The sequence below is a fragment of the Ensifer adhaerens genome, from assembly GCF_028993555.1.
Lineage (GTDB): Bacteria > Pseudomonadota > Alphaproteobacteria > Rhizobiales > Rhizobiaceae > Ensifer > Ensifer adhaerens_I.
The window spans coordinates 1,930,047-1,952,273 of sequence record NZ_CP118610.1 but is presented as its reverse complement, the minus strand read 5'-3'; the positions used below and the strand labels follow the sequence as shown (position 1 = coordinate 1,952,273).

General features: G+C 62.8%; 26 protein-coding genes and 1 pseudogene. 11 read left to right on the top strand and 16 right to left on the bottom strand.

Annotated elements, in window-relative coordinates; genetic code table 11:
* Positions 1–160 precede the first annotated feature (160 nt).
* The gene (locus PWG15_RS09480) at positions 161–628 is read left to right on the top strand and encodes an SRPBCC family protein (RefSeq protein ID WP_275024170.1); all 468 of its coding nucleotides are present in this window, start codon (positions 161–163) and stop codon (positions 626–628) included.
* A 102-nt stretch (positions 629–730) separates the two neighbouring features.
* Here PWG15_RS09480 and PWG15_RS09475 read toward each other — a convergent pair whose 3' ends face one another.
* Entirely contained in the window at positions 731–937 is a 207-nt protein-coding gene (locus tag PWG15_RS09475) for a hypothetical protein (RefSeq protein ID WP_275024169.1), read from the bottom strand.
* A gap of 234 nt (positions 938–1,171) precedes the next feature.
* Between PWG15_RS09475 and PWG15_RS09470 the strand changes: the two genes are divergently transcribed.
* Positions 1,172–1,657 carry a BA14K family protein gene (locus tag PWG15_RS09470; RefSeq protein ID WP_275024168.1) on the top strand — a complete coding sequence of 162 codons (486 nt, stop codon included), beginning with the start codon at positions 1,172–1,174 and terminating at the stop codon, positions 1,655–1,657.
* A 123-nt stretch (positions 1,658–1,780) separates the two neighbouring features.
* Here the strand turns inward: PWG15_RS09470 and PWG15_RS09465 are convergent, their stop codons facing one another.
* The gene (locus PWG15_RS09465; RefSeq protein WP_275024167.1) at positions 1,781–2,092 is read right to left on the bottom strand and encodes a hypothetical protein; all 312 of its coding nucleotides are present in this window, start codon (positions 2,090–2,092) and stop codon (positions 1,781–1,783) included.
* A 154-nt stretch (positions 2,093–2,246) separates the two neighbouring features.
* Here PWG15_RS09465 and PWG15_RS09460 point away from each other — a divergent pair, with 154 nt between their 5' ends.
* The gene (locus PWG15_RS09460; protein WP_275024166.1) at positions 2,247–2,705 is read left to right on the top strand and encodes a hypothetical protein; all 459 of its coding nucleotides are present in this window, start codon (positions 2,247–2,249) and stop codon (positions 2,703–2,705) included.
* Between the two features lie 46 nt (positions 2,706–2,751).
* On the opposite strand, the gene PWG15_RS09455 is transcribed toward PWG15_RS09460, so the two are convergent.
* The 8 genes from PWG15_RS09455 to PWG15_RS09420 all read right to left on the bottom strand — a co-directional run bounded on the left by PWG15_RS09455 (position 2,752) and on the right by PWG15_RS09420 (position 9,981).
* Complete coding sequence (locus PWG15_RS09455; RefSeq protein ID WP_275024165.1) at positions 2,752–4,824, bottom strand: ASKHA domain-containing protein; 2,073 nt, start codon at positions 4,822–4,824, stop codon at positions 2,752–2,754.
* Between the two features lie 145 nt (positions 4,825–4,969).
* Positions 4,970–5,302 (bottom strand): hypothetical protein, encoded by a 333-nt coding sequence (locus PWG15_RS09450; RefSeq protein WP_275024164.1) that lies wholly within the window; start codon positions 5,300–5,302, stop codon positions 4,970–4,972.
* A 167-nt stretch (positions 5,303–5,469) separates the two neighbouring features.
* Positions 5,470–6,432 (bottom strand): methyltetrahydrofolate cobalamin methyltransferase, encoded by a 963-nt coding sequence (locus tag PWG15_RS09445; RefSeq protein ID WP_275024163.1) that lies wholly within the window; start codon positions 6,430–6,432, stop codon positions 5,470–5,472.
* An 83-nt stretch (positions 6,433–6,515) separates the two neighbouring features.
* The gene (locus PWG15_RS09440) at positions 6,516–7,619 is read right to left on the bottom strand and encodes a methylenetetrahydrofolate reductase (RefSeq protein WP_275024162.1); all 1,104 of its coding nucleotides are present in this window, start codon (positions 7,617–7,619) and stop codon (positions 6,516–6,518) included.
* The gene (locus PWG15_RS09435; protein WP_275024161.1) at positions 7,616–8,218 is read right to left on the bottom strand and encodes a methylenetetrahydrofolate reductase C-terminal domain-containing protein; all 603 of its coding nucleotides are present in this window, start codon (positions 8,216–8,218) and stop codon (positions 7,616–7,618) included. The genes PWG15_RS09440 and PWG15_RS09435 overlap by 4 nt, the downstream gene beginning before the upstream one ends.
* A complete protein-coding gene (locus tag PWG15_RS09430; protein WP_275024160.1) occupies positions 8,211–8,513 on the bottom strand; it encodes a virulence factor in 303 nt (100 codons plus the stop codon). Before PWG15_RS09430 ends, PWG15_RS09435 begins: the two co-directional genes overlap by 8 nt.
* Positions 8,514–8,853: 340 nt before the next feature.
* Positions 8,854–9,657 (bottom strand): formyl transferase, encoded by an 804-nt coding sequence (locus PWG15_RS09425; protein WP_275024159.1) that lies wholly within the window; start codon positions 9,655–9,657, stop codon positions 8,854–8,856.
* A 45-nt stretch (positions 9,658–9,702) separates the two neighbouring features.
* A complete protein-coding gene (locus tag PWG15_RS09420; RefSeq protein WP_275024158.1) occupies positions 9,703–9,981 on the bottom strand; it encodes a hypothetical protein in 279 nt (92 codons plus the stop codon).
* Positions 9,982–10,086: 105 nt separating this feature from the next.
* Here PWG15_RS09420 and PWG15_RS09415 point away from each other — a divergent pair, with 105 nt between their 5' ends.
* Positions 10,087–10,512: a pyridoxamine 5'-phosphate oxidase family protein gene (locus tag PWG15_RS09415; RefSeq protein WP_275024157.1), complete on the top strand. Its 426-nt coding sequence runs from the start codon at positions 10,087–10,089 to the stop codon at positions 10,510–10,512.
* A gap of 19 nt (positions 10,513–10,531) precedes the next feature.
* Here PWG15_RS09415 and PWG15_RS09410 read toward each other — a convergent pair whose 3' ends face one another.
* From PWG15_RS09410 to PWG15_RS09390, 5 genes and pseudogenes are all read right to left on the bottom strand, one after another.
* Positions 10,532–11,305, bottom strand: coding sequence for a pyrroline-5-carboxylate reductase (locus PWG15_RS09410; protein WP_275024156.1), 774 nt, complete (start codon positions 11,303–11,305; stop codon positions 10,532–10,534).
* A gap of 176 nt (positions 11,306–11,481) precedes the next feature.
* Positions 11,482–11,757 carry a metal/formaldehyde-sensitive transcriptional repressor gene (locus PWG15_RS09405; protein WP_275024155.1) on the bottom strand — a complete coding sequence of 92 codons (276 nt, stop codon included), beginning with the start codon at positions 11,755–11,757 and terminating at the stop codon, positions 11,482–11,484.
* 49 nt (positions 11,758–11,806) lie between these two features.
* A pseudogene (gene dmeF, locus PWG15_RS09400) lies at positions 11,807–12,334 on the bottom strand (CDF family Co(II)/Ni(II) efflux transporter DmeF); the annotation flags it as partial.
* 81 nt (positions 12,335–12,415) lie between these two features.
* Positions 12,416–13,027, bottom strand: coding sequence for a hypothetical protein (locus PWG15_RS09395; RefSeq protein WP_275024154.1), 612 nt, complete (start codon positions 13,025–13,027; stop codon positions 12,416–12,418).
* A 183-nt stretch (positions 13,028–13,210) separates the two neighbouring features.
* Entirely contained in the window at positions 13,211–13,831 is a 621-nt protein-coding gene (locus PWG15_RS09390; RefSeq protein WP_275024153.1) for a DUF1638 domain-containing protein, read from the bottom strand.
* A gap of 40 nt (positions 13,832–13,871) precedes the next feature.
* On the opposite strand from PWG15_RS09390, the gene PWG15_RS09385 reads away from it, so the two are divergent.
* Positions 13,872–14,030, top strand: a complete 159-nt coding sequence (locus PWG15_RS09385; RefSeq protein ID WP_223727657.1) for an entericidin domain-containing protein — start codon at positions 13,872–13,874, stop codon at positions 14,028–14,030.
* Positions 14,031–14,210: 180 nt separating this feature from the next.
* Here the strand turns inward: PWG15_RS09385 and PWG15_RS09380 are convergent, their stop codons facing one another.
* Positions 14,211–14,909 (bottom strand): cobalamin B12-binding domain-containing protein, encoded by a 699-nt coding sequence (locus tag PWG15_RS09380; protein WP_275024152.1) that lies wholly within the window; start codon positions 14,907–14,909, stop codon positions 14,211–14,213.
* Positions 14,910–15,244: 335 nt separating this feature from the next.
* Between PWG15_RS09380 and PWG15_RS09375 the strand changes: the two genes are divergently transcribed.
* The 6 genes from PWG15_RS09375 to PWG15_RS09350 all read left to right on the top strand — a co-directional run bounded on the left by PWG15_RS09375 (position 15,245) and on the right by PWG15_RS09350 (position 22,135).
* A complete protein-coding gene (locus PWG15_RS09375) occupies positions 15,245–16,819 on the top strand; it encodes a trimethylamine methyltransferase family protein (RefSeq protein ID WP_275024151.1) in 1,575 nt (524 codons plus the stop codon).
* Between the two features lie 107 nt (positions 16,820–16,926).
* Positions 16,927–17,631 (top strand): ferredoxin, encoded by a 705-nt coding sequence (locus PWG15_RS09370; protein WP_275024150.1) that lies wholly within the window; start codon positions 16,927–16,929, stop codon positions 17,629–17,631.
* 240 nt (positions 17,632–17,871) lie between these two features.
* Positions 17,872–18,423: a hypothetical protein gene (locus tag PWG15_RS09365; protein WP_275024149.1), complete on the top strand. Its 552-nt coding sequence runs from the start codon at positions 17,872–17,874 to the stop codon at positions 18,421–18,423.
* Between the two features lie 182 nt (positions 18,424–18,605).
* Positions 18,606–19,355, top strand: a complete 750-nt coding sequence (locus tag PWG15_RS09360) for a phosphodiester glycosidase family protein (RefSeq protein WP_275024148.1) — start codon at positions 18,606–18,608, stop codon at positions 19,353–19,355.
* A gap of 135 nt (positions 19,356–19,490) precedes the next feature.
* Positions 19,491–20,024 (top strand): RNA polymerase sigma factor, encoded by a 534-nt coding sequence (locus PWG15_RS09355; protein WP_275024147.1) that lies wholly within the window; start codon positions 19,491–19,493, stop codon positions 20,022–20,024.
* Positions 20,021–22,135: a vWA domain-containing protein gene (locus PWG15_RS09350; protein ID WP_275024146.1), complete on the top strand. Its 2,115-nt coding sequence runs from the start codon at positions 20,021–20,023 to the stop codon at positions 22,133–22,135. The genes PWG15_RS09355 and PWG15_RS09350 overlap by 4 nt, the downstream gene beginning before the upstream one ends.
* The last annotated feature ends 92 nt before the right edge of the window (positions 22,136–22,227 follow it).

Here is a 22,227-nt window from a genome sequence, read left to right as displayed (position 1 = left end):
CCTGACGCTTGCGGAAAGGGCTCGACCGGTTCTGCTGGCGAAAGCTTGCCGCTTGCTCGATGATCGATGACCATCAACTGTTTCGTCCAGAGGATGGCAGCCGGCCATAACAGCGCGACCTGCGGCCTTGCGACCTGTGACGATCAATGGGAGGCAGCACATGCAAGTGATCGAGCCGGTCCCGGTGCGGAAATCGGTGCTCGTCAGCGCTCCGGCGGAGCGCGCCTTCGAGATCTTCACGGCCCATATGGGCGACTGGTGGCTGAAGACCCACAGCCTGACCACAAGCGGCCAGAAGACCGTTGTCGTCGAGCCTCGGGCCGGCGGGCGCTGGTATGAGATCGGCATGTCGGGCGAGGAGAAGGAGTGGGGCAGGGTGCTCGCCTGCGAGCCGCCGAACCGCATCCTCTTTGCCTGGCAGCTCAATGCCGAATGGACCTTCGATCCGGGCTTCCGGACCGAGGTGGAAGTCACGTTCGAACCTGCGACGGACGGCGGCACCACCGTGCGGCTGGAGCACCGAAACCTCTCGAACTACGGGGCGAAGGCGGAAGAGGCCCGTGCGTCGCTCGATTCCGAAGGCGGTTGGGCGGGGCTGCTGGCCGCGTTTGTCGCGAAGGCGGGATGAGAGGCTGTCGGTCGACGGCAGTTCGTCTGTCGTGAATTCGGGCCCGTCGTGCTGGTGACGGCCGTCAAGCATAAAGGGCGGCCGCAGCCGCCCTTCATGATGTCAGTCGTAGTAAGACCGCTTGCCGGTTTGGCGATTTTGATTGGTCTTGCCACTCGTGGGGTTCGTGTGCTTCTTGCCCCCGTCGGCAAGTTCCAATGTTCCGACGGTCTTGGCGACGGGCTGCTTTTCGGCGGGCACAGGCGAAATGGCAGCGAAGGCAGCGCTCGCAAGTGCGAGCGATGCCGTTGCGGCAATGATGATCCTCATGGGGTGTCTCCTCGGTTCAAGCCACGCGCAACAGGCGCGAGAGCCTCGACATAGAACCGGCACCGCTCCAGCGACATACGGCAGCTGCCGTATTTCGGCGGTGATCGAGGACGTGAAATCTTGCCATGGTTACCTGCGCTTTAAGGCCCACTGCCGGGGCTGGCCGCGCACGTTCATCTCAGGTTCATGGCGGATTCCCGAAAATGGCCCGACGAAAAACTGATGGATGATGTCATGAAGAGAATAGGTGCAGTCCTCGTAGCCGCGGCTACGGCACTGTCGGCGGTCTCTGCGCAGGCCGTGCCCATGTCCCCCGTTTCAGTGGGGCAGTCAGCTTCGCAACCGGTCGAGCTGGTCCACCACAAGCCCGGTCACTACGGCGGCCCGCCGCACAAGCGCGGGTATAACGGCTACCGTTACGGCGGCAACCGTTACAATGCGGGCCCACGTTACGGCTATTACAATGGCTACGAGGGCTACCGTTACCGTCGTGACGGCTACCGTCGGCACAGCGATGGCTGGTGGTATCCGCTGGCCGCATTCGGGGCCGGCGTGGTCATCGGCGGCGCAATCGCGCAGCCACCCCGCAGGGTCTATTCCAACGCGCCGTCTGCGCATGTCGAATGGTGCTACGACCGTTACCGCTCGTACAACGCCTACGACAATACCTTCCAGCCCTACTACGGGCCGCGCCAGGAATGCGTGTCGCCCTATTATTGAGCGGCGCTCCTGATCTACGACGGCCATCGGCTTGAACCCCGGTGGCCGTCTTCATGAGGCGACCGGGCTGCAAAAGTCCGATCGCACGCGCTCGGAGCAATTGGCCCGGCGTCTGAGCGCTCGTTACTTGTTTGGCGTCGGTCGCACCAGCGAGATCACCCTTGGCTTCGACGGTGCATCCAGCCACTCGATCCACTTGTCTCGTTCCTCGGTCGTATCGAAGAACCTCCAGAGTTTGTAGTCCTCTTCGGTGGTCTGCAGCATCTCGCCGATCGAGACCAACTCCATCGGCAGTTCCACCTCGTTGCCGTCGTAGCGGATGAAATAGATGCCTTCGGCGGCGAGGCGAATGACCTGGCCGGTGCCGTAGGTGCCATCCGGGTCGTCGACGGTGAAATACATGCCGGTCAGGGTGTCGAGAATCTTGTTGTTCATCGGTGTTGGATGCCAGTTCGCGAAAATACAGGTCGGGTGACGTTCGCCCGCCATCGGGATTAAGGCAAGCTGAAATCTCCATGCGTCCACATCGCCGAAGAGCAGGATGCGGCAAGGCCGCCTCAGGCTGCCGTAACCGGGGCGGCCGAAGGCATTGACAAAGGGGCGGCTGACCGGAACGATCTCGTCGTTACCCGAAGTTGAGCGCGCCATCAAATCATGCAAGTATCAATACCGCCCGAGGCTTTTCCGGAATTGGGAACAGTTGCAAATCCCCTCGTGTTCTATGACGGAAATAGCGCTCTCATTTGCTATGAAGCCCCGCAGCGGCGGTGGCAACGTCGTCCTCAGGTTTGATGACGTTATCAACCTTCAAGTTACGCCGATGAATGTCGATGGTCTGCCGGGATGCAGATATCCGATCCAGCCGTGGGAGTTCAATGAAGTCGCGGGCGGCGACGAGGCTGCCAAATGGACGGGGCTCAATCCCAGATTCTGGCTCATTTCCTTCAACGACATAACCATTGAAGTCCTGTTCGAGACCGTCTCACTCGTCATTCATGACCGTCGAGGCGGGCCATTGCGCCGGTCGCTGGTGGGCGCCTTGGGATGACGGGCAGAAGGCGCGCCTTCGAGCGCAGGGCCGCGTTTGTTTGGTCCTACTCCCGGCTGCGCCGCCGCCGGCGTCCACCACCCTCGCCATCATCGCTGCCCACCTTGCGCTCCGGCAAGGTCACCACCGTCGCGAGCTTCGGGAAGGCGTCGACCTTGTTCGGCATTGCCATGGCGTTGACGAAGTGCTCCTGAAACTTTGATTCAAGCGCCGTCTCTATCTTCTCGATTTTGCTTACGGTTTGCTCGATCTCGCGGCGGTGGCCGCGGTTAAGCAGCGCCATCAGCGCGCCGGTACCGGCGGCATTGCCGACGGCCTTGACCTCGTCGAGGTCGCAGTCCGGTATCAGGCCCAGGACCATGGCGTATTTCGGATCGATGAACGAGCCGAAGGCGCCGGCAAAGCGGATGGTGTCGACATGCTCGATATCGAGCTTTTCCATGAGCAGCTTGATGCCGGCGTAAAGCGCGGCCTTTGCAAGCTGGATGGCGCGGATATCGTTCTGCGTCACGGTGATGCGCGGTTCGCCGTCATGCAGCAGGTAGGAGAAGGTGCGGCCGTTCGGGATGATGCGCGGGCTCTTTTCCGCCATCGCGCCATCGACGACGCCGTCCTGTGAGATGATGCCGGAGAGGTACATTTCGGCGACGATCTCGATGATTGCCGAGCCGCAGATGCCGGTGACGCCGACGGAGGCGGCAGCCTCGGCAAAGCCGTCCTCGTCCGACCACTTGTCGACGCCGATCACCCGGAAGCGCGGCTCGAGGGTGACGGGATCGATGCGCACGCGCTCGATGGCGCCCGGGGCAGCGCGCTGACCGGAGGAGATTTCGGCACCCTCGAAGGCGGGGCCTGTGGGCGAGGAGGCGGCGACGACGCGGTCCTTGTTGCCAAGCACGATCTCGGCATTGGTGCCGACATCGACGAGCAACATCATCTTGTCCTGGCGGTAGGGGCCTTCGGACAAGGTTGCACCCGCGGCATCGGCGCCGACATGGCCGGCGATACAGGGCAGCATGTAGAGCCTGGCGCCACGGTTGACGTCGATGTCGAGCTCATGCGCCCAGTACTGCAGCGCGCCGGAAACGGCGAGCGCGAACGGCGCCTGGCCGAGTTCCGTCGGGTCGATGCCGAGGAACAGGTGGTGCATGATCGGATTGCCGACGAAGACCATGTCCAGAATGTCGTGGCGGTCGACCTCGCCTTCGGCACAGACCTTGCCGATGAGACCATTGACTGCCTCGCGCACCGCCTTGGTCATGGCCTCGCGGCCATCCGGGTTCATCATCACGTAGGAGACGCGGCTCATCAGGTCTTCGCCGAAGCGGATCTGCGGGTTGGAGGCGCCCGAGGAGCCGACGATGCGGCCGGAAAGCAGCGAGACCAGGTGCATGGCGATGGTGGTCGAGCCGATGTCGCAGGCAACGCCATAGGCTTCGTTCTTCAGCCCCGGCCAGAGGCCGACGATGAACGGGCGCGACGAATCCATGTCGCGGTGGATGGCGGCGGTGACGGCCCAGTTGCCCTTGCGCAGGATGCTCTGCACCTGCGGGATCAGGTGCGGCGCGATCAGCAGGTCCTTCCAGCCCCAATCCTTCTCCAGCATCACCTTCAGGCGATCGAGGTCACCGAGCGGCTTGTGCATGTCGGGCTCGTCGACCTCGACATAGCAGAGCTGGACGGCGGCATTGCGTTCGATCACCCGGTCGGTCGCAGCCTTGCGCACCACTTGCGCATTGATGACGGTGTCCTGCGGCACGTCGATGACGAGATCGCCGAGGATCTGGGCGGAGCAGGAGAGGCGGCGGCGGTCGGGCAGGCCGCGGATCTTCTCGTAGCGCTCTTCCTTGGCGCCCTTTTCAGAAATGTGCTCGTTGGACGAGACGATCTTGTGCTTGGCGAAGTTGCCTTCCTGCACCTCGATCTGACAGCGCCCGCAGGTGGCGCGCCCGCCGCAGACGCTTTCGACATAGACGCCGAGCTTGCGCGCCGCATCAAGAACCGGTGTTCCGACCGGGAAGCGGCCGCGCTTGCCCGAAGGCATGAACAGCACCAGAGGTTCTTTTTGCGCGGCTTCGGTCATGTTGGTCTCGATCTCGGAGGTGCCTTCGATGCGCATGCTTGGTGTCTTTCATCAGGTCGCTTCACTAGGGCAAGCGAAGCACGGGTAAACGGTTTCAGACTGCACCGGAACGCCGCCCGATAGTTGTCCAATCCCGACATGGGCCGATCTGTTTCAAACAGTTAGGTTGCGGCAGACAGGATCACTTACGCGCGAGGCGCCGGGCGTTGCTGCGCACCCGTTTGCCATAGGGCCTGAGTGCGGCCGACGCAATCGCTGTTCCGTGGCCCGACGCGGTGCCGCCGGTCATCAGCCGCATGGTGTTGTCGAAGGCGGCTTTCCAGAGCGCCATGTTCACGGCCATGACGCTTTCGGCGGTCGCGGCGATCTTCTCGGAGACCATGCGGTGAAGCTCGGTCACGTCCTGCGTCTTGCCGGTGAGTGCGGCCATCTGCATTTCCTGCAGCCGGAGCGCAATCACGAAAGGGGCTTCGAACCAGAGGGTAGCGGCATCGAGGCGAAGGCGGCGTGTCATCTGAGGTCTCCACGTTTGCGTTGCCGGACGGAAGTCTTGAAGTCTGTCGCTATTGTGTCCTGATGGCCTGTTTTTCGACGGTTAAAGGGAGAAGACAGCAAGAAGCGCAGATGGCTTCTCAATGTCGTTCTCCCTTTAAAGTTCAGCTTCAGCGTGGGAGCAGGGTCCTATTCGCTCGCAGCCGCACCGCCGGTGCGGGCGGCGCGACCGCCGCGGCGTCCACCGCCGGCTGCCGCCGGAGCAGCAGCCACGACGTGGCCGCCTTCGGCCGGTTTGTGGTCGCGGTAGGTCTTGATCCAGTGGGTGCAGTTCGGGTCGGTGCCGTTCAAGACGTTGGCGGCGCGCACCGCTTCCATTTCCTGCGGGCGGCAGGGGTTCATGATCGCCGAGGTCATGCCGGCGCCGATGACCATGGGGATGAAGCCGGCATTGATGCCGTGGCGGTGCGGCAGGCCGAAGGAGATGTTGGAGAGGCCGCAGGTGGTGTTGACCTTCAGCTCTTCGCGCAGACGACGCAGAAGCGCGAAGACCTGCTGGCCGGCGGTGCCCATGGCGCCGATCGGCATGACCAGCGGGTCGACGACGATGTCGTGCGGCTTGATGCCGTAGTCGGCGGCCCGCTCGACGATCTTCTTGGCAACGGCAAAGCGCACGTCCGGATCCTCGGAAATGCCGGTCTCGTCGTTGGAGATGGCAACAACAGGCACGTCGTACTTCTTGCAAAGCGGCAGGATCGCCTCGAGCTTTTCTTCTTCGCCGGTGACGGAGTTGACGAGCGGGCGGCCCTTGGCGACGCGCAGCGCCGCCTCGATTGCGGCCGTCACCGAACTGTCGATCGACAGCGGCACGTCGACGAGGCCCTGGACGATTTCGAGCGTCTTGACGAGCAGCGGCGGCTCGGTCTCGTTCGGGTTGACGGCGGTCACACCAGCATTGACGTCGAGCATCGTTGCACCGGCGGCAACCTGCTCCAGCGCGTCCTTGATCACCGTGTCGAAGTTGCCCTCGATCATCTCGGCGGCAAGCTTCTTGCGGCCGGTCGGGTTGATGCGTTCGCCGATGACGCAGAACGGCTGGTCAAAGCCGATGATGATCTCGCGGGTGGCGGAAGCGACGATGGTCCGGGTCATGCAGGGTCCTTTGTCTTGGCGGGGGCTATGTAATCACGCCCTTGAAGTCGATGATAGGCGCCTTTTGATCGGCGCCGGTTGTTTCAATGTGAATGATGGAGCGGGTGATGGGCCGCGGCTTCGGCCATCTGCTGCTGGTTTTCTTCCTTGCCCTCGCGAATATGTTCCAGCCGCTCGGCCACCATCGCATCTGCGGGCAGCGTCTCGTGCTTCCAGGGCTTGCGGCCCTTCAAGACGCCCGATTCATGTACGATTTCTGCGACATATTCTTCCTGGCGATAGGCCATGACGTGGATGCCGGAGACACCTTCGATCTCCTTCACCTCGTTGATGATGTCGATGCAGAGCTGCTTGCCTTCCTTCTTCTGGTCCTGCGCGCCTTCCAGCCGCGTGATCACGCTATCGGGAATATGGATGCCCGGCACGTTGGAGCGGATCCAGCGGGCGGTCTTGGCCGATGCCATCGGCCCGACGCCGACGAGGATGTAGCATTTCTCGTGCAGGCCGAGGTCGCGCACCTTCTTCATGTATTCGCGGAACATCGGCACGTCGAAGCAGTACTGGCTCTGCACGAACTGTGCGCCGGCCTCGATCTTCTTGGCGAGACGATAGGGGCGGAAGTCGTAAGGCGGAGCAAAGGGGTTGATCGCAGCACCGAGGAACACCTGCGGCGGCGTCGTCAGCTTGCGACCGGAGAGGAACTTCGAATTGTCGCGCATGATGCGCACGGTTTCGAGCAGCGACATGCAGTCGAGGTCGAAGACCGGCTTGGCGCCGGGCTGGTCGCCCGCCTGCACGCCGTCGCCGGTCAGGCACATGATGTTCTGCACGCCCATGGCCGAAGCGCCGAGCACGTCGCCCTGGATGGCGATGCGGTTCTTGTCGCGGCAGGCGATCTGCATGATCGGCGCGTAGCCCATGCGGGTCAGAAGCGCGCAGATGCCAACCGAGGACATGTGGCAATTGGCGCCCGAGGCGTCGACCGCGTTGATACCGTCGACCCAGCCGTCAAAGATTGCGGCGCGCTCGTAGACGTCCTGCGGGTTGGCGCTGTCGGGCGGGTTGAGCTCGGCGGTGACGGCGAACTCGCCACGGCGCAGCACGCGCTCAAGGCGGCCGCGGGAGGAATGGCCGGGCAGGGGCTCGAGCGGTGCACCGGGATCGAATGGATTGATGTCGGGGCTCATGCCTGGCCTTCCTTGGATGCCGCGTCACGGCGCGCTGCGGCTTCCGCCGTTACACGCAGCCAGGACGAGGTTTCGCGCAGCGACTGGTTGACCGGTTTCTGCACGTTCATGATGGCGTTGCCCTTTTCCATATTCTGCGAGCCCTTCCAGGCCTGCACCCAGACGCAGGGCATATCCGGTTCGACCTCGCAATTGCCGTTGGCCCGAACGCCACCGCAGGGACCGTTGCGAAGCTGCTTCGGACAGTTCATCGGGCAGGACATGCCGGTTGAAGACAGTGCACACTGGCCGCACATGCGACAGTCGAAGAGGAAACCCTTGACGTGGCGCTCGACGAAGGTCACCGGCCGCTCCACCCGGCCATAGCCGATGGCATTCCACAGCGGATGAAGCAGCAGGAACAGGTCGGCGAAGCGGTGGTAGAACCATTCGAGGAAGCGCGAGTTGCGCACCGCCCAGAGCCGGACGGTGTATTTGTGACGCGAGCGACGGCTCGGCGAGACGCCGGATGGCGTAAATGCGCCAGTCGCGGCCTTGGCCGCAGGTGCCGCGTTGCCCTTCATGATCTTCTGTTCGCTTGGCGGCTTGGCGTCAGCCATTGTCGCGGCCTCCGGCCTTGACCAGTGTCACCAGACGCTCGCGGTCGTAGGCGGCTTCGAGCTCGGCTGCAGCGCTATCGGCTTCGGCTTCCAGGTCGTCAGAGACCGGCACCGGATCGGCCTTGCGCCATTCAGCGAGATAATCGTCGGTTTCGGCAGCACCGGTGCGCATGGCGCACATGTCGATCGCCTCGGTGAAGCGCAGCGACAGCTCGCGTTTCGCCGTCGTGCGGCCCTTCTTGATGATGACCTGGGCCGGAATGTCGCGCCAGTAGACGATAATGCGATCTGCCATCGGGTGTTGTTCTCCTCCCCCTGCATGTTTCCCTCAATCGGTGCCGATCAAAGATCAAAAACATGCAGCACTCTAAAGCGCTACAGCGACCTTTGCGCGTCTGAAAAGACGTGCGGCGCTGTAATGCGACAATGCGCATGTGCGGGCTTGCGGGCTCATCTCGACACGACGTCGGATATGTCCAAAAACGACGCGTGGCGACGAGCCGTCGCGGGCGTGCTTTTTTCGATGTACGAGCGTCGGCCGGGTGGTCCGTGGTGCCAATGCCGATCGGAGCGGATTGCCCGCAGTTTCAGGCTTTTAGCGCGCATGTGAGGAGGCCGATAACCCTTTGCTCCGCCTACCAGATGCCGCGTCTGAGACCGTTCCAGACCCAGGTCCAGATGGGCGGGTGGTACCATTGCCGTGACGGGCCTGCGACATCGACGGGCCGCAGGGTCCCGGCAAGCGCATCCGCGACGCCCGCGATCGCAATATCTGTGGAGGCGGCCGTCTGCAGCAGCGGATAGGTGTGCATCGTGTCGCTTCTGGCCGGCGTCTGGCGTGACTGGTAGAGCACGCCGCCGGTATCGACGCCGGCATCGACCAGATGCACGGTCGCGCCGAAGTTTTCGACGTCGCGATTGACCAGCGCCCAGTAGCCGCCCATCAGGCCGCGATAGGCGGGGTTGATGCCGGCATGAAAATTGAGGACCGGGCAGGGGATGGCCGCAAGGGTGCCGGACGTCAGCATGCGGCAGCTGATGAGGAAGACGACATCGGGGTCGAGCGCCCGGATCTGCCTGATGGCGTCGGCATCGTTGATCGAGTTGACTGGCCTCACCGGGACGGACGCATCGGGTGTACCCGAGACCTGGTAGGTCTCCAGAATCTCCGCGGCCCGTTTTCGTGTGAAGCGCTTGCCGAAGCGCGACGCGATCATGGTGGCGAGCTGCCCCAGCGCCGTCAGCCAGCCGAGCTTGCGGGCGCGGCGGCGCAGGAACAGGCCTTTTGATTCCGGCTGTTCCTCCAAAACGGTGACATCGGCAAAGCGCGCCGCGAGCGCATTGACCATGATCCACGGGTTTTCGCCGCCGGCCGTGACCACGACGATCCGGCCGGGGCTTTTACCGGCGGCTTGATTCGGACTTGCGATGTCGGTCATGGCGGCCCCAGGGTGAACAGGGCCACAGATATGCGGGCTTGCCCGTTACCGCCGGCTTAACTGGTTCCAGTACCATTCGGCCACACCGCCGCCGAGAACGACGAGAGCCACGGATTCGACCAGTGCGACGTCTTCCGTCAGGTTGCAGATCGCACCGATCAGCAGAGCCAGAAGCAGCCCGGCCGCGCATCCCAGGGCGTAGGGCACATAGTCGAGGATTTTCACTGCTGTCTCCTCCGACAGGCGTGGTGATCTTCTTCCGCCTGGCCTCACGGCAAGGGCGCCGCGCTGCCGCCGGTTCGCCGCATGGTTGCCGATAGCCATGCAATCACCTTGACTCGCCCCACCGCCTTGTCAAGCTGAGGTTGGCAGCACGGACCGAATTCGCTTCCACCGGCAACGCACCCAGCCATCCAGGAGGATGCAGCAATGGGCGACATTCAAGCCAGACACATGATCCTTGAATTTTTGCGGCAGCACACGTTGGCGGTGATCGCGACCTGTGGCCGGGACGGCAGGCCTGAAGCCGCGGCCATCGATTTCTCGGTGAGAGACGACCTGGAAATCGTGTTCGATACGTTCGAACACACCCGTAAATTCGCAAACCTCCTGGCGCAGAGCCGCGTCGCGCTCGTCATCGGCTGGGACGACAACATCACCGTGCAATATGAGGGCGACGCGACGAAGGTCCCCGCCGGTGATCTCGAGCGATATCAGGAGGCGCATGTCAAAAGCGTCCCGGCGGAGAGGGAGTTCGTCGAGAAGGGCGCCGTGGTCTTTCGGGTCGAGCCCCGTTGGATCCGTTACTCCGATTACACCAGGAACCCGCCTGATGTGATCGAGCTTCGCGTCTGAGGCCGCGCCGCAGCCGACGTCACGACACTGCGGTGATGCGCCTGTGGATGCCGTTCAGGCTTTCCCTGAACTGGTCGAACGTTCCGTGCTCAGTCAGCTCTCGCAACACCTGTTCATTGATGCCGCCGCGTGTCGCATAGTCCGCCGCCAGATGCGCGAAGCTTGAATCCGGGGTCGTTTCCGGTGCCTGACCGAGTGCTGCAAACAGCGAGGCCACATAGTCGCGGCCCTTGGCGTCGTCGACGCCATTGTCTTTCAGCCATCCATGGATCGTTTCGAGATATTTGAAGTAGCTGGCATAGGTGGCGGTCGCCACGCTCAGCGCATCGAACTCGCTCTCGCTTGCGACCTCGATCGCGGTGCCGAGCCTTCCGAAAAACGCCGCCATGTCAGCGTCCGGCGGGAAGATGATCGTCGGTCCCATTCGGATCGCGATCATCGGCATCGGCAAGGCCTTGGTCACCCGTTTCACCGGGCCGATCATCGCGGCGATTTCGTCGCGGGAAAAGGTCGCGATCAGGCTGACGACATGGTGATCCGGCCGGAAGCGCAACTGCGGTAGCACGTCATGGGCGATCTGTGGCCGGACGCCCAGCATGACCGTGTCGCAATCGTCGAGCACCGCCTGGTTGTCGACCGCAACGCGCACATCAGGAAACTCGGCGGCAAGGCCTGCGGCGATCTCTTCGTTGCGTGGTGACAGCACGACCGAGGTCTTTTCGCCCGGAAGCGATTTGAGCCCGGTGACGATCGCGGAAGAGAGAGCGCCGGTGCCGATGAAGCCGAGTTTCATGGGATGTCCTGTAGCATTGGTGCGTTGCGGTCGAACAATAGTGTCCGGTGCCCCGGCGGCAAGCCGTGGTGGTCCGCTTGCCCACAATCCTTTGCTGCTGCGGCGGGAATCAGGTCTGCGCAGGCGGCTCGAGAGTGCCGCCGTGGACGGCCGCTGCCGCCTGGGCGTCGCCCGGCCTATTTCATATAGGCGCGCACCACGTCCACCAGTTCTGCCGCCCCTTTGTCCCGATCCTTCTGCGACAGGTCGGCTGCGGCCAGATGCATGTGGATATGGTCTTCGACAACTTCCGCCATCAGGCCGTTAACGGCGCCGCGGATGCCGGCGATCACCTGCATCACCTCGGCGCAGCCCTTTTCCTCCTCCAGCATCCGCTCGACCGCCTCCATCTGCCCCCGGAGCCGACGGACCCGGTTGATGAGTTTCTGCTTCTCGCGGATGGTATGGGTCATCGGCTACTCCGGTTTCTGGCGTCGTCGCTAGGCGGCCCGTGGTTCCACCTCCATGATGATGCCCGTGGTGATCATGGTGGTGATGGCTGTGATCGTCCTTCAACAGCCAGGCGCAGACGAGGTTGACCACGAGGCCCGCGACGGCCACGAGAATGGCTTCGCTGAAGTCGATGCTGACAGGTGCGCTCAGGCGCTTCAGGCTTTCCCAGCCGATCAAGAGCGCGATGAGGGCCAGCACGATGGCGCTGGAGAAACCGGCGAGGTCGCCAAGCTTTCCGGTGCCGAAGGTGAAGCGGCGATTGTTCGAGTGCCTGCGGGCATAGAGATAAGCGAGTGCTGCAATCAGCATCGCGGCGGCATGGGTCGACATGTGCCAGCCATCAGCAACGAGCGCCATCGACCCGAAGACCTGACCGGCCGCGATCTCGATCACCATCATCGTTGCGGTGACCGCGATGACGATCCAGGTCCGCCGCTCGTTGCGCTCGTGATTGCCGCCGAGGAAGACATGATCATGGCGCGCCGCCAGCACGCGCCCGGCGTTGTGCGAATGCCTGTGGTATGTGGTCGTATCGATGGTTGCTCATGCCGATGAGCGCTCATGCCGATGAGCGCCCCGGGCAATTGTCATTGCCAACGGCAAAGAGCGCTGGCGGCGTCAGGTTCCAGGACGGTCCTGGCCGGCTCTCCCGAGCGCGATGGCCGAGCCCGTAAACGGCAGGACCCGCTTGTATGCCACCGGCGTCGGCTCGATCTGCGTGCCGGCGGACGTACCGAACTGCGTGATGCCCGGGCCGAGATAGTGTGCCACATCGTGGCGGCGTCCGCCGAAATCAAACGTAGCGCTTGCTATCAGCCGGGCCGAAAACACATTGGTGCCGAGCAACGCAGTCGTCGTCCCGCCCGTGGTGTCGGATACGGTGGTTCCCACCACCAGGCTGGTCCGCCGGAACGTGGCGATGCATTCTCCCTCGGCGAAGGAGGCGGGGTCATCGAAGGTTCCAACCGGCTTGCGCTGAAGATAGAGCGAAAACTCGCCGACCGGGTCGAGCCCCAGGGACAGCGCGCCGTTTGCCGCCGCTTGCGCTTTGAACGGCTTGGCGGCGAAGGTGAAATGGGCGGTCGTTTCGCCCGGTTCACCGTCAAACATGCGGGCATCCAGCAAGGGCAGATGCAGGAAATAGCCGTAGTCGGCCAAGGTGCCGTCGTTCGCCTCGTAGAAGCGGCCGGTGACATACCAGGCGAGTTCGGCGGGAAGCAGTGCGCTCATGAGGGGCAATCCTGTGGCCAAGGGGGAAGTTGTAGCCAGCAGGTTGTGCAGCGTTCTTTTATGCGCGGGAAGGCCGATCAGGGCGTGCGGGCCGGTAGCGACGCCCATTCGGCCGACAGAGTAAATGCGCGCTAGCAAGGTCGGCGTCTGATGGCTCAACCTGCGACACCGCGCGCCTCCGCCTCACGCCCTTAGTAGCGACGTCGTCAGGTCACCATAGCCGGTGAAGCGGTACTCGTATTCGAGGCCGAGATAGTCCGCCGCCTTCTTCGCTCTTTCCTGCAACGCCAGATCTTCCTGTTGCGAGAGGTAGACCAGCTTGCGGTAGTGGCCAAAATACATGTCCCGCAGCTCCGGATGGCGGTTGAGGCCGAGCGGTTCGATGACGAAGGCTTCGAACTGGCGGGCGAGGAAGTCGGTGAGGAAAAAGGCGGTGATGTCGTCGTCCCAGCGGCGGGCGAAATCCTCGTTGCCGGCAAAGAAGGAATAGCAGTGCGGGCCGGGGATGCGCTCGACCTTTTCCTCCTCGCACAACCGGTCGAGATGACCGCCGGTGCCGCAATCGGCATAGGCGACGAAGATGCGCTCGAATCCATCAGCCCGCGCCCTGGCGATCGCGTCACGGATGCCGGGCGTGATCTTTTCGGGCGTGTTGTGCCAGATGGCGGGCAGACAGTTGAGGTCGATATGCGCGAGCCCGTTTGCCTCGCAGATCGCCAGGATTTCGCGCGCGATGGCGCCACAACCGATCACGTGAACTTTTTTCGGTTGTGCACGTTCTATTGCGGACGATACTTTTTCCATCTTGATTCCACTTGGCAATTAGCGGGAAGGAACCCTGACCATGAAAGTTAAGAGTCTTGCGATCGTCGGCGCCGTCCTCGTCGCCCTGTCAACGCTCACTGCCTGCGGCAACACCATCCGCGGCATTGGGCAAGATACCGCAAACACGGTCAACGCGACACAGGCGGCCGGCAAGAAGGTGGCACACTCCGTCAACTAGCGCTGTCTCGGATTGCGTCAGATCGGAGAGCCGGATCGCTTCAGCGTTTCAATGAAACGATGGACCGGTCTGCCCCCAAGTGTTTGACCGACCCGCCGAAAGCAGTCCGACCACACATAAGAAAGCCGGCCGCGGATTTCATCCCTGCGGCCGGCTTCTTCATTTCACGGTCTTCGAAGCTCAGCCGGCCGCCAGGCGGTTGTGCTTGCGCTTCATGAAGTCCTTGGCGGTTTCAACCGCGATCGCCGCGTCGCGGCAATAGGCATCGGCGCCGACGGCCTTGCCGAATTCCTCGTTCAGCGGTGCACCGCCGACGAGAACGACGTAGTCGTCGCGCATGCCCTTTTCCTTCATCGTGTCGATCACGACCTTCATGTAGGGCATGGTGGTGGTCAGAAGCGCCGACATGCCGAGAATGTCCGGCTGCTCGCGCTCGATGGCTTCGAGGTAGTTTTCGACCGGGTTGTTGATGCCGAGGTCGACGACATCGAAGCCCGCACCTTCCATCATCATGCCGACGAGGTTCTTGCCGATGTCGTGAATGTCGCCCTTGACGGTGCCGATCACCATCTTGCCGAGCTTCGGCGCGCCGGTTTCGGCGAGCAGCGGGCGCAGGATGGTCATGCCGGCCTTCATGGCGTTGGCCGACAACAGCACTTCCGGCACGAAAAGAATGCCATCGCGGAAGTCGATGCCGACGATGCGCATGCCCTCGACCAGCGCCTGGGTGAGCACGTCATAGGGCGTCCAGCCACGCTTGAGCAGGATGTGGGTTCCGTCCTCGATTTCCTCCTTCAGGCCGTCATAGAGGTCGTCGTGCATCTGCTGCACGAGTTCTTCGTCGGAAAGGTCCTCGAGAATGATTTCATCGTCTGCCATATTGGGGTTCCTCGGTTCCTGGCACGGCCGCGCAAAAATTCCGGGCGCGTCCATCAATCCATAGCGTTCGATTTCTAAAAATCTGTTTTCGAAAGCGACGTCGCATATGACAAAAAGCGACGGGAGGGCAGCTTCTTTTGACGCCTGCATATTCTTAACAAAAACAATATATTCGCGCCACGCGGTTTTTAGCGCCTTGTGGTCGCTTCTCGGTAGTGTTCGAGTTGCGCCACTCCTTGGCGCATTGAGACCCGCAAGGCCCCCGATGCTTGGTAGCATTAGGGCCAATTGATGCTTGAAGGCGCAAAAAGTGATGCGCGGGAGAGGAAAAGCGAATGAGCGACGTGACAGATCAGGGCGCGGGTGAAGGCGGCGGTCGCCGCGCGCGTGGCGAGGGACGGGGAGCGGCGGCACGGCGTGCATCGCGCACCGGTGGCGGTCCGGGACCGTCTCTGCCCTATATCCAGCGCAAGATTCGCGAATACGAGGTCCTCGACGAGGAAGGCCTGCAGCTCATCGAGCGCAATGCCGACACGATTCTCGAGGAAATCGGCATCGAGTTTCGCGACGACGCCGAGGCACTCGAACTTTGGAAGCAAGCCGGCGCCGACGTGCGTGGCCAGCGCGTGCATTTCCCCAAGGGCCTCTGCCGCGAACTCCTGAAGACGGCGCCCTCGGAATTCACCTGGCACGCTCGCAACCCCGAGCGCAGCGCTCAGGTCGGTGGCAAGGCGACGATCTTCGCGCCGGTCTACGGCCCGCCCTTCGTGCGGGATCTGGAAGGCAACCGCCGCTATGCGACGATCGAGGATTTCCGCAATTTCGTGAAGCTCGCCTATATGGCGCCGTCGATGCATTCGTCCGGCGGCACGGTCTGCGAGCCGGTCGATATCCCGGTGAACAAGCGCCACCTCGATATGGTCTACAGCCATATCAAATACTCCGACAAACCCTTCATGGGCTCGGTCACGGCGCCGGAACGCGCGGAAGACACGATCGCCATGGCGAAGATCGTCTTCGGTGACGACTTCGTCGAAAACAATTGCGTGACACTCAACCTCATCAACGCCAACTCGCCGATGGTCTTCGACGAGACCATGGTGGGGGCGCTGAAGGTCTATGCCCGGCACAACCAGGCCTGCGTGCTTTCGCCCTTCATCCTCTCGGGCGCCATGAGCCCGGTGACGGTTGCCGGCACCTTGACGCAGATTCTGGCCGAAGTTCTCGCCGGTGCCTCCTTCACCCAGCTCATCCGCAAGGGCGCGCCGGTTCTGTTCGGGACCTTTGCCGCCTCGATCTCGATGCAGTCGGGTGCGCCGACCTTCGGTACGCCGGAGCCGTCGCTCGTTTCCTACGGCGCTGCCCAGCTGGCGCGTCGCCTCAAGTTGCCGTTCCGTACCGGTGGCTCGCTCTGCGGCTCCAAGGTTCCGGACGCGCAGGCAGCGCACGAATCGGCCAATACGCTGAACATGACGCTGCTTGCCGGCACCAATTTCGTGCTGCATGCCGCCGGCTGGCTCGAAGGCGGTCTGATCTCGTCCTACGAGAAGTTCATGATCGACCAGGACCAGCTCGGCATGATGCAGAAGATGGCCGAAGGCGTGGATCTTTCGGAAAACGCCCAGGCGCTCGACGCGATCCGCGAAGTGGGTCCGGGCAGCCACTATCTCGGCTGCGCCCACACCCAGGCCAACTTCCAGACCGCCTTCTACCGTTCGCCGCTCGCCGACAACAATTCCTTCGAACAGTGGGAAGTGGAAGGCGAAAAGCGGATCGAGCAGCGCGCCAATGCACTCTGCCGCAGCTGGCTGGAGCACTACGAAGCGCCTTACCTCGATCCTGAAATCGACGAAAAGCTCAAGGCCTATATCGCCATGCGCAAGGACTCGATGCCGGACGCTTTCACCTGAAAGGGTCCCGAGCGAGCCAGGGAGCAAGGCGGCGCGGCGCAGGTGGCCGACATGATCCAGAAGGAGGTCTGGCGCCCGCATTACGAACACCAGGGGCCGAAACCGAAATGACGGCGCCTGCCGCGACAGCGGACAAGATTGTCGAGATGATCCGTGCGGCCCTGGCGCCGCACGGACTTTTTTTGCGCGGAACGGTGAACTTCCCTTCCGCAGAGGCAGCACCGCTGCTGGCCGATGGGCGGCCGGCGGCAAGCGTGGTGCTGACAGGCAATATCGGCGGCTCGCTCTGGCCGCCCTTCGGCGCCTGGCGGGATGGCATGCCTGATCGCGGCGGTGCCGATCCGCTCGACACCTGGTCGAAGACGGTGATCCAGCCGGTTGCCGAGAGCGTTGGCGCAACGTGCTTTTTTCCGTCCGATCCGCCCTGGCAGCCGTTCCAGCAATGGGCGATGCAGGCAGAAGGCCTCAAGCCTTCGCCGCTCGGCATCCTCATCCACCCGCGCTTTGGCCTGTGGCACGGCTATCGCGGCGCCCTTGGCTTCGACAGGCCGCTTCCTGAAACCGGCGAGCGCGCAGCGGAGCATCCTTGCGATCGCTGTACCGCAAAGCCCTGCATGTCGGCCTGTCCGGCAAATGCGCTCGCCGAAGAGCGCTTCGAGGTCGGCCTCTGTCGCGGCCATCTGCGCAGCGAGGCGGGCAGGGCCGGCTGCCTGTCGGCCGGCTGCCTCTCGCGCGCTGCCTGTCCCGTCGGCAGCGACTCTCGATATTCTGAGGGGCAGCTTCGCTTCCACATGGCGGCGCTCAGCCTTTAGCGCGGGACGAGGAAAGTGTCCCCGGGTTTCAGGCCGCATCGTGCTAACCCACGAAAATCGATGGCGTTTATGATTGCGGGGCGACGCCCCGCAAATCACAGTGGTCTCGGCGGCCCGGCTGGCCTTCCTGTCTGCAAAGATGGTGGAAATCTCCAAAATGACTAAAATTGGAGATGTCTTGGAAAGATAATATTATCGAATTTACACCGATCTGGACCGCGTGGCGTTGGAGTCCATCGTATGAGAGGCAGCCCAGTCGTATCCGTGAGTAACTATCCTCCGCAGCTTTCGCGCGAGGACGTAGAAGCGCAGATCTCTCGTCTCGACAGCATCCACGCCGCCAACAGCCAGATTTTGAACGAGGCCTATAAACGCCTGCTGGCGATCGGCGCCGGCCATGTTGCGGTGATTGCTGCCTGCATCACCGGCTTCGACGCGCTGATTGATCGCTCGGTTTTCGCCGGAGGCCTCGTTCCCGATGCGATCGACATCCTGAGAAAATTCGCACTCGCCGTCAGCACGCTTGGCCTGCTCCTGACCGTCTGGGCCATCGGCAACAACTACCGCGAGGTGAGAAAAGAGACGAGGCGCCACGCGTTGAAGCTGGCGACGACGCTGCGCGAAAAGCGGCTGCTCCCGTCGCTGTCGCAGAATGTGTTCGATCGCGATCCCACGTCCTATGTGCTTTCCGGCGTCGGCGGTTTTGCCTGCCTTTGCGTGATCTTCGGACTGGCGGCTGTGGCCGGATGCTACGGGCTTGTGATCACCATGGGGCGGCTTGCCGCAGGTTGATGCTGCATCTCCACCCGTCGCGCGCTGGAATATTTCTCCAGCTTCCAGGCGCATATCCGGACGGTTTCACTGACCCAGCACGCTCCATCACGCATTGATCGAATGGCATTCTTCCCGATCCTGCGCCACAACCGCCGCAATCTCGGTCATGCTTGGTGTCTGATTCGATTGGACCTTTTGCCATGCCGCTTTTTCCAAAACCCTTTCTCGTTGGTGCTGTCCTGTCGGCCGGTCTTGCCGGGCCTGCACTCGGCGCCTGCCGCGATGTCAGCCATCTCGGGCAGGACTACATCGCCTGCACGTTCGATCCGGCGACAAGCGATATCCGCCTCTACAACAAGGATCAGGCGGGCGTGCCTTTCCGCTCGTTCCGGGCGCTGTCGCTCGAACTGCGCCACCGCGAGGAATACATGGCCTTTGCCATGAACGGCGGCATGTATCACGACGACCTGTCGCCGGTGGGGCTTCACATCGAGGAGGGCCAGGAGCAGGCGCCGCTCAACACCAATACCGGCTGGGGCAATTTCCATCTACTTCCGAACGGAGTGTTCTACGTCGACGACGGCAAGGCGGGAGTGATGGCGGCGGAGGCCTATCGCGACGCCAAGCTCACACCGCGCTTCGCCACCCAATCCGGGCCGATGCTGGTGATCGACGGCAAGCTGCATCCGCGCTTCCTGCCCGATAGCACAAGCCTGAAAACCCGCAACGGCGTCGGCGTGACATCGGAAGGCGAGGTGGTCTTCGCAATCTCGAAACGCCCGGTGCGTTTCCACGATTTCGCGACGCTGTTTCGTGATGCACTCGATTGCCCTAACGCGCTCTTCCTCGACGGCACGATTTCGAGCGTCTATTCGCCCGACATCAACCGCCACGACCGGCTGTTTCCGATGGGGCCGATGATCGCCGTCGTCGGAAAATTTCCACGCTGACTTTCTTTGGGCGCGAGATGCGGGCGGAAAACCGCGCGCACTTTTCCTCATCCCGCAAAAAAAATATGCCGACCACCCAAGGAATGAGCGGCCTTGAACGTCTAAGGTTCAAATGAGGTGAGGGCGGGCACGGATTTGGACGCTGAACTCGTCGAAAAGGCGGTAGGTGGAGACCGGCAGGCTTTCGGCCAGCTGGTCGAACGCCACTATGATTTTGTCCATGCGGTCGCCTGGCGCTGGTCCGGCAACGCGTCGGATGCCGAGGATATCGCCCAGGACGTCTGCCTGCGCCTGGGTGCGGCGATCCGCGGTTTTCGCGGCACCAGCCGGTTTCGCACCTGGCTCTATACGCTGACTTTGAATGCCGCGCGGGACCACCGCCGGCGGCAGGCGCGGGACGGCCGGCGCATGCAGGCCTATGCCAGCGAGCAGGCGACGATCGCACCGCCCGACGATCCCGATGACGAGCAGCGCGAGGCGCTATGGGCGTCGGTGCGGGAACTGCCGGAAAAACAGTGCGACGCGGTGCTGCTCGTTTACGCCGAGGGACTGAGCCATGCGGCGGCCGCTGACGTGCTCGGCTGCTCGGAAGCAACCATATCCTGGCATGTGCACGAGGCGCGCAAGCGCCTGAAAACATTGCTCGGCAAGGAGGCAGTGCGATCATGAGCGACGATTTCGAAAAGCTTGGCCGGCTTACCCCGCCGAAGGCTTCTCCGGAAGCGCGCGCCCGCGCGCTCGCTGCCGCCATGCAGTCTTTCGACGAGGCCGAGAAAAATTCGACGGCCACCCAAGGATCGGTCCAGCCGGTTCGTCCAAGCTCCATCTTCAACCGGATATGGAGCCCCATCATGAACCGGAAACTGCTTGCCGGATCGGCATTGGCCACTCTCTTGGTCGTGCCCGCTGCCGCCTTCCTGACGCTCGAACTGACGCGCAACAGTGCGCCTTTCGGCGAGCGGGCTGAGGAGATCGCGCTGAGGGACCAGAAGCAGAAGGCAGAGCCCGAAGCATCGGCCGCACGGGTGGATGCCGAGAACGCTGCCCGCAAGCGTGAAGTGGTGCCGCAGCCGACCCCCAAACCCGCTCTCCCGGCAACGGTGGTGCAGGATACGAAGAAGCCGGCGCCGTCGCAGCTTGCTCCTGATGCGCTGTCGGCGCACCAGCAGGAGGCGAAGGCCGCGGAACAACGGTCCGCTGCGGCCGCTGAGGGGGAAGCTGAGAAATTTAATGCCGACGAAATAGCTGGGTTGTTGAGCCGTCAATCTTCAGCCGGAGGGGCCAAGCGCGAGGCTGCCATGCCGGCGCCGGTCGTCCAGGACGAAATGCTCATCGCGCCTGAAGAAAACCGCGAGCGCTTCGGCAAGGCCGACAGCAATCCCGTCAAGAGCGTTGTGACCGACCCGGTCTCGACCTTCTCGGTCGATGTCGACACGGCGTCTTACGCCTTTGTCCGTCGTTCGCTGATGGAAGGACAGATGCCGGAGCGCGACGCCGTGCGCGTCGAGGAAATGGTCAACTACTTCCCCTATGACTGGCCGCGGCCCGAAACCACCGCGGCGCCGTTCAAGGCGACGGTGACGGTGATGCCGACGCCCTGGAACGGTGGCACGCGGCTGATGCATGTGGCGATCAAGGGGTATGACGTCGTGCCGGCGCAGGCGCCGAAGGCAAACCTCGTCTTCCTGATCGACGTTTCCGGTTCCATGGACGAGCCGGACAAGCTGCCGCTGCTCAAGGGCGCCTTCCGGCTGCTGATCGAGAGATTGAAGCCGGAGGATACGGTCTCGATCGTCACCTATGCCGGCAATGCCGGAACGGTGCTGGAACCGACGGCGGTGAAAGATAAGGCGAAGATCCTTGCTGCGATCGACACGCTGCAGCCGGGCGGCTCGACCGCCGGTGCGGAAGGCATCGACGCGGCCTATGGCCTCGCTGAAAAGGCCTTCGTCAAGGGCGGCGTCAATCGGGTCATGCTGGCGACGGATGGCGATTTCAATGTCGGCCCGTCGAGCGACGAGGATCTGAAGCGGCTGATCGAGGACAAGCGCAAGAGCGGCATCTTTCTGTCGGTGCTCGGCTTCGGCCGCGGCAATTACAACGACGCGCTGATGCAGACGATCGCCCAGAACGGCAATGGTTCGGCCGCCTATATCGACACACTTGCCGAAGCGCAGAAGACGCTGGTGGAGGAGGCGGGCTCGTCGCTGTTCCCGATCGCCAAGGATGTCAAGCTGCAGGTGGAATTCAACCCGGCAGCGATCGCCGAATACCGGCTGATCGGCTATGAGACGCGTGCCTTGAAGCGCGAAGATTTCAACAACGACAAGGTGGACGCCGGCGACATCGGCTCCGGCCATAGCGTGACGGCAATCTATGAGGTGACGCCGAAGGGTAGCCCCGCGGTGCTCAACGACGACCTGCGTTACGCGGAGGCACAGAAACCGGCAGCCGATGCAAGCCCGCGTGGCGGCGAGCTTGCCTTCCTCAAGATCCGCTACAAGAAGCCTGACGGAGACAAAAGCGAACTGATCACCACGCCGGTGACCGAGGCCAATGCGGTGCCGACGCTCGATCAGGCATCGGGCGACGTGCGCTTCTCCGTCGCGGTTGCGTCCTTCGGGCAGAAGCTCTCGGGCGTGACGGCTCTCAACGACTATTCCTACGACGCCGTCATCAACCTTGCATCGGCCGCCAAGGGTGCTGATCCGTTCGGCTATCGTAGCGAGTTCGTCAATCTGGTGCGGCTCGCCAAGGGGCTTGACGGTTCGCGCAACTGAGGCCTGGTCAGGCGGTCTTGCCCCTCATCCCGCGGTGAGGGAGCCCCTCATCCGCCTGCCGGCACCTTCTCGCCGCCAAGCGGGGAGAAGGG